Here is a 14210-nt window from a genome sequence, read left to right on the forward strand (position 1 = left end):
CCTCGTCACGGATCGAGCCCACTCCGGAGGGGCTCGTTCGGTTGGACCGCCCGGCTTCCCGCTCTCGTCGCGCCTAAACAGGTGGCTCGGTTTCACTCACCTCACCCGCGTAGGTGCCGAAGCTCCACAGATTGCCCTCCGGGTCACGCACGGCGAACTCCCGCGAGCCGTAATCGGTCGAGCAGAGCGGGCGCACGATGTCGGCGTTCTTCGACACCACCCGCGTGTACAGCGCGTCCACGTCGGCGGTGACGATGTAGGCACCCGCGCTACCGGGTTCGCGACACCAGTCGGTGCCTGGCTTGTAGCTTCCCATCATCAGCCCGCCGGTGCCCTCCGGCCAGTTCAACTGAGCGTGGTCCACGCGATCGTCGTCGCCATAGCGGGCGCCCACGACGAAGCCGAAGGTGTCGACGAGGTAATCGATCAGCGCGGGTGCGTCATGGGCTTGCAGGGTCGGCCACACGGCCGGGTTCGACTGGGTCATGTTCGACAGGGTCATGGTTGTCAGGATCGAACATCCGGTGCCCGCCGTCTTGGATGTTTCGGAACTCCGCACCGATCCACTTCCGCGGTGGAAGGCCGGTGAAGGCGACGAACTCGGCGCTCAGGTGGGCTTGGTCGGAGAAGCCGGTGGTGGCTGCGACGTCGGCGAGGTCGACGCCGGCGCTCGCGGAGATCGATCGAACGATTCGTGCGGTCGCCGTCTCGAAGCGCATCAACCGCGCGACGGCCTTGGGTGCGAGCCCGACCTCGCGGCGGAACAGAGTGCCCAGATGGCGCGGAGTGAGACCGACCTCCGTGGCCACCGCGGCCACCGATACGCGTCCCCCGCTGCACCGCAACATTCGCCACGCATGCCGCAGTTCGGGCCGCACGCAGTTGCGGGCATCTGCGCTGCGCTGCACGAACCCGGCAACCACGTCGAAGGCGGCGGGCCAGGATGCGGCCTCGGCGACCTGATCGCTGAGCTGCCTCGCGACCGCGCCGAGGACAGCGGATCCGTCGAAGTCATCGACGCTCAGCTCGGCGGCGGGCACCCCGAACAGGGCCCGTGAGGCCAGCGGGTGCACAGCGAGCTGGATCCCGGACTGTCCACGACGCTGCCGCACATGGCTGGCGCGCAAGTGCAATCCGCCGAGGATCACGCGTTGCGCACGAGCCAGCGGCAACTGCGTGACATCGGCAGCAGCCTCGACGCCCTCGTCGGCGCTGACGATGAACGTCAGGCTCGCCGACGGCATACCGAGATGCGTACCGTCGGGCACGTCGAGGGTGCGATACCCGACCATCGACGTCACCCCGGGGAGCCGATCGCACGTCGCCGTCGCCATCTCCCAGCACGGCGGCGTCTGCTCGGTCACACTCGGGGATTCTACGGGCGGGAACGGGCCGACGCCGAGTTCCTCACCGCCATCCGAGCTCCGGCGCGACATGGGTCAGCAGGCTCTCGATGACGTGCGTGTTGTATTCGACGCCAAGCTGATTGGGAACCGTCAACAACAACGTATCCGCCGCCGCAACGGCTTCGTCCTCGGCGAGCTGAGCGATGAGCTTGTCGGGCTCACCCGCGTATGTCTTACCGAAGCGGGCTGTGCCGCCGGCCAGCACGCCGACCTCGTCCGTGCTGTTGCGGTTGTGCCAGAACAGTTGCTTGTCCAGATCGTTGACGATCGGAAAGATGCTGCGGCTCACCGAGACCCGCGGTTCACGCTCGTGGCCGGCGGCTGTCCACGCATCACGGAATCGCTGGATCTGCTCGGCCTGCAGCTGATGGAAGGGCACACCGGTGTCCTCGGACAGCAGCGTGGAGCTCATCAAGTTCATCCCCTCGCGAGCCGTCCATTCGGCTGTGGCGCGGGTACCCGCACCCCACCAGATTCGGTCACGCAACCCCGGGGAGTGCGGCTCGAGCCTGAGTAGACCCGGCGGATTCGGGAACATCGGACGCGGGTTGGGCTGCGCGAAACCCCGGCCCGTCAGTACCTCGAGGAACACCCGCGTGTGTTCGCGTGCCATCTCGGCGCCATCGGCGTCGCCCTCAGCGGGTTGGTGGCCGAAGTAGCGGTAGCCCTCGATCACCTGCTCGGGCGACCCGCGGCTGATGCCCAGCTGCAGTCTGCCACCGGAGAGGAGATCGGCAGCGCCGGCATCCTCAGCCATGTACAGCGGGTTCTCGTACCGCATGTCGATGATGCCGGTGCCGAGCTCGATGCGCGTGGTGCGCGCGGCCGCTGCGGCGAGCAGCGGGAACGGAGAACTCAGTTGCCTGGCGAAGTGGTGCACGCGGAAGTACGCACCGTCGGCGCCCATCTCCTCGGCAGCCACCGCCAGCTCGACCGATTGCAGCAGGGCGTCTGAGGCGGAGCGCACCCGGGAATGCGGGCTGTCCGACCAGTGCCCGAACGACAGGAATCCGATCCTCTTCACTGCCCGATCAACCACCCGCGGCCGGAACCGATTCCCCGCCATGTCGGCCGACTCGGCTGCTCACCCCAGCCGACGGGTACGCCACCGCGACAGGTCTGCGTCGAGTACCGCGGGGTCCCGTTCGGGAAAGACTTCGTCACTGATCTCCAGCTGCCGAATGCGGTCGAGGTGAAACCCCCGAATTCCATTGCGTAGCCGACACCATCCGACGAACATCCAGGCATCCCCGCCGCGGAGCAGTCCCATCGCCTCGACGTCCCGATTGGTGCGCGTCGTCCCGTCGTCGGCGATGTAGTGCAGCCGCACGACCCTGCGGGCGGCGATCGCTTCCGGAATGAGTGCGATCGCCGCCTCCGTGGGGGCTTCGGCGTCGATGACGAACATCGACGCCAACGCGTCTCCGACCGACGCCAGGTGATCCTCGCCGCTGATCGCCAGGACCTTGGCCCGCGCTCGTCGCGCCGCCGTTCCATACGGTGAGGTCTCCAGAAGGGCGAGCCCCGCGAGCACCGCCAGCGACTCCGTCACCGTCAGGTTCAGCGGAGGCAGAGAGTGCTCACGCAGAATCGAGTACCCGCCCGACACTCCGCGATCGGCGTAGATCGGTACACCCGCGAGCTGAAGAGACTGGATGTCACGTTCGATCGTGCGCTTGGACACCGCGAATTCCTCGGCGAGCCGCGCGGCGGACATCGGTCGGCGGGCTCCACGCAAGAGGTCGACCAGCGCGTACAACCTTTCCGCCCGCCTCATCACGCAAGCCTCCTCCGATCTCAGGTGCGATGTGTCCGCGTGCCGCCCACCGACCACACCTCGCGGATCAAGCCGTCGTCGGTGAAGTCGAAGACGTCGACCCCGCCGGCAGCATTCTCCCCTGCCCGCACATTCCACAGCATCCGCCCGTGCACCCCGTCGACGGCGCGCGCCACCTCGGTGAACACCACTTCCGGATGCCTCTCGCGGTACGCGTCGAGGTATCGAGCGAAGCTCTGCGCGCCCAGGACGTCGTCGCCCGGGTTCGAGCCGTCGGCTTCGGAGTTGAGGAAGTGGATCCGGAAATCGTCGGTGCAGATGCGACGGGCGATCTCGCCGCCGCTGTTCCACATCGTCAGCCACACGGCGAGTGCCGCATCCGCGGCCGCGGTGTTCGGGGTCATGGTCGTCTCGGCGCTTGCGTTCTCGGTCATGTCGACAGCGTCGGACACGTCCGCGACAACTGTGTGTCGGCATTTGCGGACGAGTTTCCCTGCGACGGCGGACTCAGACGGGTGTTCGTATGTCCGGCTCCCGGTCGGCCGAAAAACACTGGACTACCGCGCGTCCGGCTCGTTAACGTGCCGCATGGACAGAGATGCCGAGACGTTCAGCCGGCAATGGGTCGACGCCTGGAACGCTCACGACGTCGAGCGAGTTCTCGACCATTTCGACGACGCCGTCGTGTTCACCTCTCCGGTCGCCGCGCAGGTGCTCCCGACAACGGGCGGTCGGGTCGCGGGCAAGGAAGCGTTACGCGAGTACTGGGTTCGTGCGCTCGAGCTGCACCCTGACCTGCATTTCACCGTCGAGGCCGTCTATGAGGGAGTCGACGTGATGGTCATCAACTATCGCAACCAGCGCGGTGGTCTGGTCAGCGAAGTCCTGCGCTTCGCCGGCGATCGAATCGTGGAGGGGCACGGAACCTATCTCACCTAGCCGGCTCAGCGCTGCTCGTTGGCGTCTCCGGGGTGGGGAACATTGTTCTCGTCGACGTAGGCGGAGTGGTCGGTGTCGACACCCTCGTGGTCGCGCGGCCCGTCGTTCGTACCGTTCGATTCGACCGCATCGGCAGCGTCACTGGGCATCGTCATGGTCGCGAGGTCCTCTCTGGAATGACGGAGCGCCGCTTCGACGATCCGGTGCGAGTGTGCCCCGTCTGCGCCGCGCTGAACCCCCATCCTCACTCGGACCGGAATAAACCCGGTACGAGACGAATTGGCTCAAGAGTGCCGTCCCCCGACTCAGGAGCAGCCATGACCCGTCCCGTCCGCGTCGCCGTTCAGATTCAGCCCGGAGGCGCACCCGACTACCGCAGCTGGCGCGACGCCGTCGTCGCCGCAGACGATCTCGGCGTCGACGTGATCTTCGGTTACGACCACTTTCATCGACCGGTGATGGACGCCCTCGTCGACGGCAAGCCCGTTCTGGCGCAGGTGCAGCCCGACGTGACCAACTTCGAGGGATGGACCGCGCTGGCGTCGTGGGGTGAGATCACCTCGCACGCCGACATCGGTTTGCTCGTCACCGGTGTCGGTTACCGCAACCCCGATCTGCTGGCCGACATGGCGCGCACCGTCGATCACATCAGCGGCGGCCGACTCATCCTCGGACTCGGCGCGGGATGGTACGAAAAGGATTACACGACCTACGGATACGACTTCGGGACCTTCGGATCCCGCTTCGACCTGTTCGACGAGAGCCTCGTCCGCATCGAGAACAGGCTGGCCGTCCTCAACCCGCCACCGGTCCGCCCGCTGCCGATCCTCATCGGCGGTACCGGACCCAAACGCTCACTCCCTGCCGTCGCCCGACATGCCGACATCTGGCATGCGTTCGCCGAACTCGACACGTTCCGCAGGCTCAGCGAGCGCGTGGACGAGCTGGCCGCGACGTTCGGCCGCAGCGGCGCCGAGATCGAACGCTCGACTCTGTGGCAGAACAGGCGCAGTGCGGACGAGTTCCGTGATGCCGGAGTGACGTTGTTCCAGACCGAACTCACCGCCGACGACGGGTACGACCTGGGGGCGCTCAAAGACGTGCTCGCCTGGCGCGACAACGGCTGATTCCCGCATCCGGCCCTCTGGGTGACAGTTCGCTGTTACCTTGGCCCAAGGCTGGCCGACCAGCTGGCCAAGGGGAGGAACTCGACGATGCGCCTTCGCCACGAGAACGTGGGATCTCTCTAGGTCGCACGGTGCAGAACCTCGTCGCGGCGATCAATGCGTCCATCGACCCGTCAGCGCTCATGCAGAGGATCGCTGAGCAGATGTGCCTGCTCACACCGAAAGCCGACGGCGCAGCGGTCAGTCTGTTGACCCCTGAGGACACGTTCGTGGTGGTCTCCGCGCACGGGCTGGTGGAATCGCTGCTCGGGCTGACCCTGCCGCTTCACGGAACCTTCCAGGGTCGGGCCGTCGCCACCGGGCGTCCACAGGTCAGTCTTGACCCGCTGGCCGATCCCGAGCTGACCGAGGAGGTCCGGGCCATCGGTGCACGCCTCGGTATCGGCTCCCTCGTCGTGATCCCGCTCCTGCACCACGGCAGGGGGATCGGGGCACTGAGCCTCACCGCTGTGGACACGTACAAGTTCACCGAACGCGATATCGCGGCGATGGAGGCAACCGCGCGCTTCGTCTCGGCTCTGATCGGATCTCACACCGAACTGTCGTCGATGCTCGACGATTTCCTGGGCGATCCCCGCCATTCGGGGCGCGATCACGCCGCACAGTTCCTGGCGTCTGTGCTACTCCCCGACCTGGCGCGCGAGGACGCGCTCCATCAGCACCTGAGCGACCTGCTGGCAGCGCCGTCCCCGCTGTCGGCGGTGTACCAGCCGATCGTCGACCTCGCGTCGGAATCTGTCGTCGGCTTCGAGGGTTTGTGCCGTTTCCCCGGCGGTGCGGAACGCTCTCCTGCCTACTGGTTCGACGTCGCACGCCGCCTCGGACGCGGCGTCCCTCTCGAATTGGCGGCGTTGTCCAGGGTGCTCGCCGACCTCGACTGGATACCCGCAGAGCGCTTCCTCGCCGTGAACGCCAGTCCGTCGGCAGCCATGGACGAGCGGTTACACGCCGCCCTGCGGGCAGTGCGTGTGCCGGTGGTCCTCGAGATCACCGAGCACGAGCCGTTTCCCGACGGCTTGGCCGACGCGCTGCAGCCATTGCGGGACGCAGGTGTACGACTGGCGATCGACGACGCCGGTGCCGGCTATGCGAGTTTCACGCAGATGCTGCAGCTGCGGCCCGATGTCATCAAGATCGACGGTTCGCTCACCTCGGATATCGATCGCGATCCGGCAAAACGTGCTCTGGTGATCGCCATCGTCAGGCTCTGCGTGGAGATGGGAGCAACCACGATCGCCGAGGCGATCGAGCGACGCGACGAGCAGGCGACGTTGACCGAGCTCGGTGTCGAATGGGGTCAGGGCTATCTGTTCGGCCGACCGGGCGACCCTCGCTCGAGCGCGTCGTAGATCAGCGTCCCCGGCGTGGAGGGCCCTTTAGACTCTGCCGTGATGACGAACCGTCTCCCCCTGACCCCGCCTGGACAGACGCCGCGCCGGGTGATGACCATCGCGGGCTCCGACTCCGGCGGGAGCGCCGGCCTGCAGGCCGACATGCGCACCTTTGCGATGCTCGGCGTTCACGGAACCGCCGCGGTGACCGCCGTGACAGTGCAGAACTCGTTGGGAGTCAGGGCATTTCACGAGATCCCCGTCGAGGTGGTCGCGGCGCAGATCAGCGCGGTGGCCTCCGACATCGGAATCGAAGCGGCCAAGACGGGCATGCTCGCCTCCGCCGGCATCATCCGCGCCATCGTGGCCACGTGGTCGACCGAAAAGCTCGCCGGGACCGTCCCTTTCGTCGTCGACCCGGTCTGCGCCTCCAATGCGGGCGAGCCGCTGCTGCACCCCAGTGCTCTCGATGCCATGCGCGACGAATTGATCCCCCTGGCCACCCTGGTGACGCCGAATCTCGACGAAGTACGCCTGCTCGTCGGCATCGACGTCGTAGACGCCGACACCCAGCGTGACGCTGCGCGCGCCCTGCATGCGCTCGGTCCGCAATGGGCGCTGGTGAAGGGCGGCCACCTGCGCACATCGAGCGTCAGCTCGGACCTCCTGTTCGACGGTTCGGAGTTTCACCAGTTCGCTGCGGCTCGGGTGGACACCCGAGATGACCACGGCGCCGGCGACACATTGGGTGCGGCGATCACAGCCGCATTGGCGCACGGCTACTCCGTGCCCGATGCGGTGGCCTTCGGCAAGATGTGGGTGACCGAATGCATCCGGGAGGCCTATCCGCTCGGCCACGGTCTCGGCCCCGTCAACGGGTTGGCCAGCCTCTACCGTTGAGCCTGATGTTCTCGGTCTTTGCTGAGTGTGCTCTCAGTGGAGTCTCAGTTGCGGTGGGCAGTGTTGAGGCAACCGAGTCGGATCATCGACTTCCCATGCCCCAACCTCGAAGGGAACACCACCCATGGCGACCCCGCCCCCACCCGTCCCGCCCACTCACGACTGGACGAGAGGACACTGGCCCAGCCAACCGAACCCGTTGTCGGGCAACCCGACACCGTGGCCTGGCCACCCGGCTGCACCGCCTTCACCGCGCACCGCGCGCCGCGCGGCGCGATCGCGTACCCCCCGCAGTCTGGTGCTCGCCGGCGCCGCGGCCGTCGCCATCGCCGGCGGAGGCATAGGCGCCGCGGCCGCGGTAGCTGTGACCGATCACCAGCACCCGGCCACCGCGACGCCGGCAACCGTGCAGGCGCAGCCGGTGAAGCCGGCCGCCAGCGCTGCGCCGGACTCGGTGGAGCAGGTCGCCGCCAAGGTGATGCCCAGCGTGGTCAAACTGCAGATCGCTGCAGGCCAGGGCGTGGCCGAAGGGTCCGGGATCGTGCTCAGTCCCGACGGTCTCATCCTCACCAACAACCACGTCGTCGCGCCCGCCGTCCAGAGCGGCATGGGTGCGCGACCCGCGGCCTTCGACGGCGGCGACTCCGCGGCCACCGTCACCTTCGCCGATGGCCGCAGCGTGCCGTTCACCGTCGTCGGCACCGATCCGATCGGTGACCTGGCGGTCGTGCGCGCCCAAGGCGTCAGCGGATTGACTCCGATCACCATCGGCTCGTCGAAGGACGTCAAGATCGGCCAGGAGGTCGTCGCGATCGGGTCGCCGCTGGGCTTGCAGGGCACGGTGACGCGAGGCATCGTCAGTGCGCTCAATCGACCGGTGGCCGCCGGCGACGGCGAGGGTGGCTCCCCGGTCATCCTCGATGCGTTGCAGACCGACGCCGCCATCAATCCCGGGAACTCGGGCGGGCCGTTGGTGAACATGAACGGCGACCTGATCGGTGTCAACTCCGCCGGCGCCAGCATGGGATCCGGCTCCAGCGGTGGTTCGATCGGCCTCGGTTTCGCGATTCCCTCCGACCAGGCCAAACGTATCGCCGATGAATTGATCTCCTCCGGCACGGCCAGCCACGGCTCGCTCGGGGTGCAGCTCAGCAACGACACCAGTGACACCGGCGGTGCGGCCGTTGCGCAGGTGGCGGCCGGAAGTCCCGCAGCCGCGGCCGGACTGCCCAGCGGCGCGGTGATCACGAAGATCAACGACCAGATCATCGACGGGCCCGAAGCGTTGGCCGCCGCGGTGCGCTCCAAGGCGCCGGGAGATCAGGTGTCGGTCACCTATCGCGACGACGCGGGCGCGACGCGCACCGCGCAGGTCACGCTGGGTACTGCCTGAGCTCAGGCGCAGGGGTCGATGATCGTGACACCGGCTGGTGATGCGGTGTCCATGGTCGGCAGGGCCTCGGCTGCCTCCTCCAAGGTGATGATCCGCTCGATCAGAGCCTGAGGACGCACCTCGCCGCGCTCGATCATGTCCAGCATCGGTGGGTAGTCCGCCGCGGCCATTCCGTGGCTGCCGTGGAGCGATATCTCCCACGCGATGACGCGATCCATCGGCACGCGCGGATGCCCGTCGACAGACGGCAATAAGCCCACCTGTACGTGACGGCCATGCCTGCGGAGGCTGAGGATGGACAGCGCACACGCAGATTCGTGACCCACCGCGTCGACACCGACGTCGCTTCCGCCACCGGTGATCTCACGGATCGACTCCGAGGTCTCCGCGCCCTCGGCGATGACGCAGTGGTCAGCGCCGAGGGCTTCGGCCGCGGTGAGCGCCTCGGCGGTGCGATCCACCGCGATCACGTTGGCGCCCAACGCTTTGCCGATCATCACCGCGCTCAGCCCGACACCGCCGGCGCCGACGACTGTCAGCCACTGTCCGCGCTCGAGCCGGCCCACGCCGGTCAGGGCGCGATATGCCGTCGCGAACCGGCACCCCAAACCGGCCGCGGCGGTAAACGACACGGTCGAAGGCAGGCTCACCAGGTTCGCGTCGGCGGCGGGCAGCGCGACGTACTCCGCGAAGGAACCCCAGTAGGTGAATCCGGGCTGCTGTTGATGGGGGCAGACCTGTGCGTTGCCGGATCGGCACCACGTGCAGGCACCGCAGCCGCACACGAAAGGCACCGTGACTCGGTCACCGACCAACCACCCACGCACCTGCGCGCCGACGGCCGCGACGACGCCGGCCAATTCATGGCCCGGCACGTGCGGAAGTGACACGGCCTCGTGCCCGGCCCACGCGTGCCAGTCGCTGCGGCACAGGCCGGTGGCCCGCACCGCCACCACGACGCCGTCCGACGGCGGACTGGGATCCGGCACGGTCCGGACCTCGAGTGAGCCGCCGATCCTGTCCATCACCAGTGCGCGCATCAGCCCAGTCTGATCCGCGCCGGCGGGTCGCTCAGGACGAGGTTTCCGCCGCCAGGCGAGACAGCGTGTCGCTCAGCTGGTCTTCGGTCACCAGGGGGAACGACACCTTCTTCAGCAGATCCTTGTCGGTGACCTTCGACCAGTCGTAGGTGTGCCGAACCAGTGTCGCGTTCGGACCCTGGGCTTCGAGCTCCCACAACCACTCCCACCCGGGCGGCTCCGTTCCGGCGGGTGCCGTCTGCCAGGCCAACAGCTTGTCCTTGACGTATCCGGTGACGTGGTTGTCGGTCTTGTACTCGCCGCCCATGTGATCGCCTGCCATGTTCATCGTGAACACATCACCGACCTTCTGGATGCGATCGGCGTGGTCGACACTGCGCACGAACCCGGAACCGTCCAGGGCGGGGTGCCGGTGGGGGTTGGACAGCACGTCGAACACCGCGTCGGCGGATGCGTCGATGGAACGTTCCACGGTCACCTTGTTGTCGTCGCTCATGCGATGTCCAGTGCCCAGACCGGCCACGTGCTCAAACCTGTGGGACGGTAGCGTGGCCGCGTGCTGCTCCGTCGAGTTCCGTGCGCCCTTGCCCTCGCCGCGTGTGTCGGCTCCACGCTGGCCCTGACAGCCTGCGGTTCCTCGGAGGCGCAGGCAGCGGCCTGTCCGACCGCGCCTCCGAGCGCCTCCACCGCCGCTGACTGGACCTTGCCCGGTACGACCGGCAGCGTCGCCGTCACCGGCTCCACCGACACCGCAGCCCCCTTGATCACCGTGACCGCGCCGTTCACGGTGGCCGAAACGCAGGTGCACACGTTGGCGCCCGGCTCGGGTGCCGTCGTCGGTGATACCGCGACGGTCTCCGTCTGCTACGAGGGTGTCAACGGACGCGACGGGTCGGTGTTCGACAGCAGCTACCAGCGCGGCACTCCGGTCGAGTTTCCGCTCGACGGTGTGGTGCCCGGCTTCGGGAAGGCCATCGCCGGTCAACGCGTCGGCTCGACCGTCGCCGTGGCGATGACGTCGGCCGACGGCTATCCCAACGGTCAGCCCGCCGCAGGCATCGCGCCCGGCGATTCCCTGGTCTTCGCGATCAAGATCCTCGACGCATCCGCCTGAGCTGCGCCCGCATCAGCGAGCAGGGCCCACGTCGAGTCGGATCCGGACCGTGTCGCCGTCGTCGACACCCTCGGCGCGGCGCAGCGCGACCTTCAGCGGGACGAGGTAGACGTCGTCGCGGGGGATCAACGACGTCGTCACCTCCGTGTGCCCGATGCGGACGCGCGCGGGTATGACCCCCCACCCGTAGGTCAGTTCGCTCGCCCGCGCATGCAGGAAATCGTCGACGTCCGGCGGGGTTTCGACGAAGAAGTACGGTGCCGGGCCGCGCCACTGGAACACCGCGGCCTCGAACTCCCAGTTCACCCCGATCAGCCTAGGTTGCGTTTTCCGTTTCGGCGCCCTGTCGGCGGGCGTGCCGAGGCCACCAGCATCGCCAGTCCCCGCTCGAACGCGCGCGTGGCGACGGGGTCGGACGCGTCGTGGTCCGCCAGCGTCGCGTAGGCGGCGGTGAAACGGGGGAACCGCTCTTCCTGTCCGGTGGGGTCGAAAATGACTGTGGGACCGGACATGTCGAGCACGCTGCCCAGGATGAACGACTCGAACGCGGTCAGCAGCGGAAGGATCTCGTCGGGGGGCCAACCGGCGGCCTCGGCGGCCACCACGAAATCCTCGTACTCGGCGAGCAGGACCGGCGCGGATGCCCGGGTGGTCATCAGCAACGGAATGGCGCGCGGGTGACGGGCGAACGCGATGCGATACGAGCGCGCCCACTCGACGAGACCGTCCTCCCACGACCGCTCACGCAGCGGCGCAGAGTCGATGCGCGCCGACACCAGCGCGCGGACGTCCTCGATCATCGCGGCCCGGTCCGCGACGTGGTTGTACAGCGAGGTCGGGTTGACGTTCAACTTCTGCGCCACCCGTCGCATGCTCGCCCCCTCCGTGCCGTGACGATCGATGAGAGCCAGGGCGGTCCGCGCGATCAGGTCACGATTCAGAAGTGGACGCGAAGGGCGAGCGATGACGGTCTCCTCTCCGATCGACAACGGCGAATCCGAGGCCGAGCATAAACCGACAGTGTATGTTTTATCGCGTGTCGGTCGAGTCCAGTGCCCAGCACATGACATCGGGTGGTTTCACGGTCGTCGAGGCCGATCTCGAACTCCTGAGCGGCGCTCTCGCGCGGGGTGCGGTCACGAGCGTCGAGCTCGTCGCCCGCTACCTCAACAGGATCGCTCACTTCGACCGGTCGGGCATCATGCTGAACTCGGTTCCGGTGCTCAACCCCGCAGCGTTCGACGAGGCGCGCGCATCGGATCGGCGCCGGGCGCAAGGGCAGTCCCTCGGACCGCTGGACGGAATACCGTTCACCGCCAAGGCGAGTTTCAAGGTTCGTGGCCTGCCGGTGACCGCGGGTTCGCCCGCATTCGCACGCCTGATCGCCGACGACGACGCCTTCGCGGTGGGCCGCCTGCGCTCGGCGGGTGCCATCTGCCTCGGGTTGACCAACATGCCCCCGATGGCGGCGGGTGGCATGCAGCGAGGACTGTACGGTCGCGCCGAGAGTCCCTATGACGCGCGATATTTGACATCGGCCTTCGGTTCGGGATCGTCGAACGGGTCAGGCACTGCCACTGCGGCGAGTTTCGGCGCCTTCGGCCTGGCCGAGGAGACATGGTCGTCGGGCCGAGCCCCCGCGTCGAACAATGCGCTCGTCGCGTACACCCCCTCTCGAGGTGTGATCTCCGTGCGCGGGAACTGGCCGTTGGTCCCCACGATGGACGTCGTTGTCCCCCATACCCGTTCGGTGGACGATCTCCTCCGACTCCTCGACATCGTCGTCGACGACGATCCGGTGCGTGACGGGGACCTCTGGCGGATGCAGGAATGGGTCGACATTCCCGCCGCCTCGGCCGTGCGTCCGCCGTCGTTCGTCGACCTCGCACCGCTACCGCTGCAGGGGTTGCGTCTGGCGGTGCCTCGGCTCTACGTCAACGGCGACCCGGACAGTGCTCACCCGATCCGCACTCGCGACTCGGTGATGGCGCTGTGGCTGACGATGCGCGACGAGCTGGTGGCCGCCGGCGCCGAGGTCGTCGAGACCGACTTCCCGGTCGTGGAGAACTACGAGGGTCTGCACCCGGAGTCACGCACGATGGTCGAGCGGGGCCTCGTCCCCGCCGAATACCTCGAACGCGAGGTGTGGGATCTGTCCATCTGGGCCTTCGACGCGTTCCTGCGGTCGGTGGACTCGGGGCCCGAGGATCTCGCGGCCGTGGACGGGTCGCTGATCTTCCCCGCGCCGACAGGAGCTCTTCCGGACCGGTACGGAGTCTTCCCGTTCGACCTCGCCTACGATCTCGCGGAGTACGTCGAACGCGCCCGCGTCGGCGTCGTGCCCTTCGACCGGATCCCGTCCGTGGAGGCGGGAATGCGCGGCCTCGAAGAGACACGCCGCGTCGACTTCGAGACGTGGTTGTCCGACAACGGTTTCGACGCCGTCGTCTTCCCCGCAGTGGCAGATGTCGGTCCCGCCGATGCCGATATCGATGCCGCCTCGGCCGACATCGCCTGGCAGAACGGCGTCTGGGTGGCCAATGGCAACCTGGTGCCCCGGCACCTCGGTATCCCGACGGTCACCGTGCCGATGGGCACGATGGACGACACCGGGATGCCGGTCGGTCTGACGGTCGCGGGTGCTGCGTATGCGGACACGATGCTGCTGCGGCTGGCCCGCTCGGTCGAAAGCCTGCGGGTGCGGCGCACTCCCCCGCCGCGCACCCCCGCGTTGCCCGACGAGGCCGTGTTCTCGACGCCGTGTCGCCCGGTCGACGGTGGCCTACGTCTGCGGGTGTCGGACGTGACGGTGCACCGAGATGCCGGCGACGGCGCCACACTCACGTTCCGCGTCGTCGCCGACGGCGATCCGGTGTCCGAGATCGTCGCTTTCGTCGACGGCGAGCGAGTGCCGGTGGACGACGCGCTGATGGGCACGTGTGCTCTGCCCGACAGACCACCCGATCGCACACACAGCGAATGGCGTGCGCCCTACGGCCCGTTGATCGTCGTCGTCGCCCGCAGCGACACAGGAGCCGTCGCCGGCGCGATCGCGACCACCGCGGACGCTCCCCTCTGACCCGCTGCCACCAGCGAAAATCGCGTCTGGTGGGAGTGAAAACC

The 14210-nt window shown here is 67.8% G+C and carries 17 protein-coding genes; 7 read left to right on the forward strand and 10 right to left on the reverse strand.

Going from position 1 to position 14210, the window contains the following annotated elements:
• Window positions 1-73: 73 nt before the first annotated feature.
• The 5 genes from MHN84_RS20595 to MHN84_RS20615 all read right to left on the reverse strand — a co-directional run bounded on the left by MHN84_RS20595 (window position 74) and on the right by MHN84_RS20615 (window position 3617).
• Window positions 74-487, reverse strand: a complete 414-nt coding sequence (locus tag MHN84_RS20595; RefSeq protein ID WP_241206365.1) for a VOC family protein — start codon at window positions 485-487, stop codon at window positions 74-76.
• The gene (locus MHN84_RS20600) at window positions 441-1292 is read right to left on the reverse strand and encodes a helix-turn-helix domain-containing protein (RefSeq protein WP_241206472.1); all 852 of its coding nucleotides are present in this window, start codon (window positions 1290-1292) and stop codon (window positions 441-443) included. Before MHN84_RS20600 ends, MHN84_RS20595 begins: the two co-directional genes overlap by 47 nt.
• Window positions 1293-1407: 115 nt before the next feature.
• On the reverse strand, window positions 1408-2430 hold the full coding sequence (locus MHN84_RS20605; RefSeq protein ID WP_241206366.1) for an LLM class flavin-dependent oxidoreductase: 1023 nt from the start codon (window positions 2428-2430) through the stop codon (window positions 1408-1410).
• Between the two features lie 60 nt (window positions 2431-2490).
• Window positions 2491-3183 (reverse strand): YafY family protein, encoded by a 693-nt coding sequence (locus tag MHN84_RS20610; protein WP_255730700.1) that lies wholly within the window; start codon window positions 3181-3183, stop codon window positions 2491-2493.
• 20 nt (window positions 3184-3203) lie between these two features.
• Window positions 3204-3617: a nuclear transport factor 2 family protein gene (locus MHN84_RS20615; RefSeq protein WP_241206368.1), complete on the reverse strand. Its 414-nt coding sequence runs from the start codon at window positions 3615-3617 to the stop codon at window positions 3204-3206.
• Window positions 3618-3771: 154 nt separating this feature from the next.
• On the opposite strand from MHN84_RS20615, the gene MHN84_RS20620 reads away from it, so the two are divergent.
• Complete coding sequence (locus MHN84_RS20620) at window positions 3772-4122, forward strand: nuclear transport factor 2 family protein (protein WP_241206369.1); 351 nt, start codon at window positions 3772-3774, stop codon at window positions 4120-4122.
• 5 nt (window positions 4123-4127) lie between these two features.
• On the opposite strand, the gene MHN84_RS20625 is transcribed toward MHN84_RS20620, so the two are convergent.
• On the reverse strand, window positions 4128-4277 hold the full coding sequence (locus MHN84_RS20625) for a hypothetical protein (RefSeq protein WP_241206370.1): 150 nt from the start codon (window positions 4275-4277) through the stop codon (window positions 4128-4130).
• A 162-nt stretch (window positions 4278-4439) separates the two neighbouring features.
• Between MHN84_RS20625 and MHN84_RS20630 the strand changes: the two genes are divergently transcribed.
• From MHN84_RS20630 to MHN84_RS20645, 4 genes are all read left to right on the forward strand, one after another.
• Entirely contained in the window at window positions 4440-5249 is an 810-nt protein-coding gene (locus MHN84_RS20630) for an LLM class F420-dependent oxidoreductase (RefSeq protein WP_241206371.1), read from the forward strand.
• 131 nt (window positions 5250-5380) lie between these two features.
• On the forward strand, window positions 5381-6658 hold the full coding sequence (locus MHN84_RS20635; protein WP_241206372.1) for an EAL domain-containing protein: 1278 nt from the start codon (window positions 5381-5383) through the stop codon (window positions 6656-6658).
• A gap of 42 nt (window positions 6659-6700) precedes the next feature.
• Window positions 6701-7540 carry a bifunctional hydroxymethylpyrimidine kinase/phosphomethylpyrimidine kinase gene (gene thiD / locus MHN84_RS20640; protein ID WP_241206373.1) on the forward strand — a complete coding sequence of 280 codons (840 nt, stop codon included), beginning with the start codon at window positions 6701-6703 and terminating at the stop codon, window positions 7538-7540.
• A 124-nt stretch (window positions 7541-7664) separates the two neighbouring features.
• Window positions 7665-8933, forward strand: coding sequence for a S1C family serine protease (locus MHN84_RS20645; protein ID WP_241206374.1), 1269 nt, complete (start codon window positions 7665-7667; stop codon window positions 8931-8933).
• A 2-nt stretch (window positions 8934-8935) separates the two neighbouring features.
• On the opposite strand, the gene MHN84_RS20650 is transcribed toward MHN84_RS20645, so the two are convergent.
• Together MHN84_RS20650 and MHN84_RS20655 are read right to left on the reverse strand one after the other, a co-directional pair.
• Window positions 8936-9973 (reverse strand): zinc-dependent alcohol dehydrogenase family protein, encoded by a 1038-nt coding sequence (locus MHN84_RS20650; protein WP_241206375.1) that lies wholly within the window; start codon window positions 9971-9973, stop codon window positions 8936-8938.
• Between the two features lie 31 nt (window positions 9974-10004).
• Window positions 10005-10469: an SRPBCC domain-containing protein gene (locus MHN84_RS20655; RefSeq protein WP_241206376.1), complete on the reverse strand. Its 465-nt coding sequence runs from the start codon at window positions 10467-10469 to the stop codon at window positions 10005-10007.
• A 60-nt stretch (window positions 10470-10529) separates the two neighbouring features.
• Between MHN84_RS20655 and MHN84_RS20660 the strand changes: the two genes are divergently transcribed.
• Window positions 10530-11087: an FKBP-type peptidyl-prolyl cis-trans isomerase gene (locus MHN84_RS20660; RefSeq protein WP_241206377.1), complete on the forward strand. Its 558-nt coding sequence runs from the start codon at window positions 10530-10532 to the stop codon at window positions 11085-11087.
• Window positions 11088-11099: 12 nt separating this feature from the next.
• On the opposite strand, the gene MHN84_RS20665 is transcribed toward MHN84_RS20660, so the two are convergent.
• Window positions 11100-11393, reverse strand: a complete 294-nt coding sequence (locus MHN84_RS20665) for a DUF1905 domain-containing protein (protein ID WP_241206378.1) — start codon at window positions 11391-11393, stop codon at window positions 11100-11102.
• Between the two features lie 5 nt (window positions 11394-11398).
• A complete protein-coding gene (locus tag MHN84_RS20670) occupies window positions 11399-12157 on the reverse strand; it encodes a TetR/AcrR family transcriptional regulator (protein ID WP_255730701.1) in 759 nt (252 codons plus the stop codon).
• On the opposite strand from MHN84_RS20670, the gene MHN84_RS20675 reads away from it, so the two are divergent.
• Window positions 12151-14166 (forward strand): amidase, encoded by a 2016-nt coding sequence (locus MHN84_RS20675; RefSeq protein WP_241206473.1) that lies wholly within the window; start codon window positions 12151-12153, stop codon window positions 14164-14166. The genes MHN84_RS20670 and MHN84_RS20675 overlap by 7 nt on opposite strands.
• The last annotated feature ends 44 nt before the right edge of the window (window positions 14167-14210 follow it).

The sequence above is a fragment of the Mycobacterium sp. PSTR-4-N genome (assembly GCF_022348085.1).
GTDB lineage: Bacteria > Actinomycetota > Actinomycetes > Mycobacteriales > Mycobacteriaceae > Mycobacterium.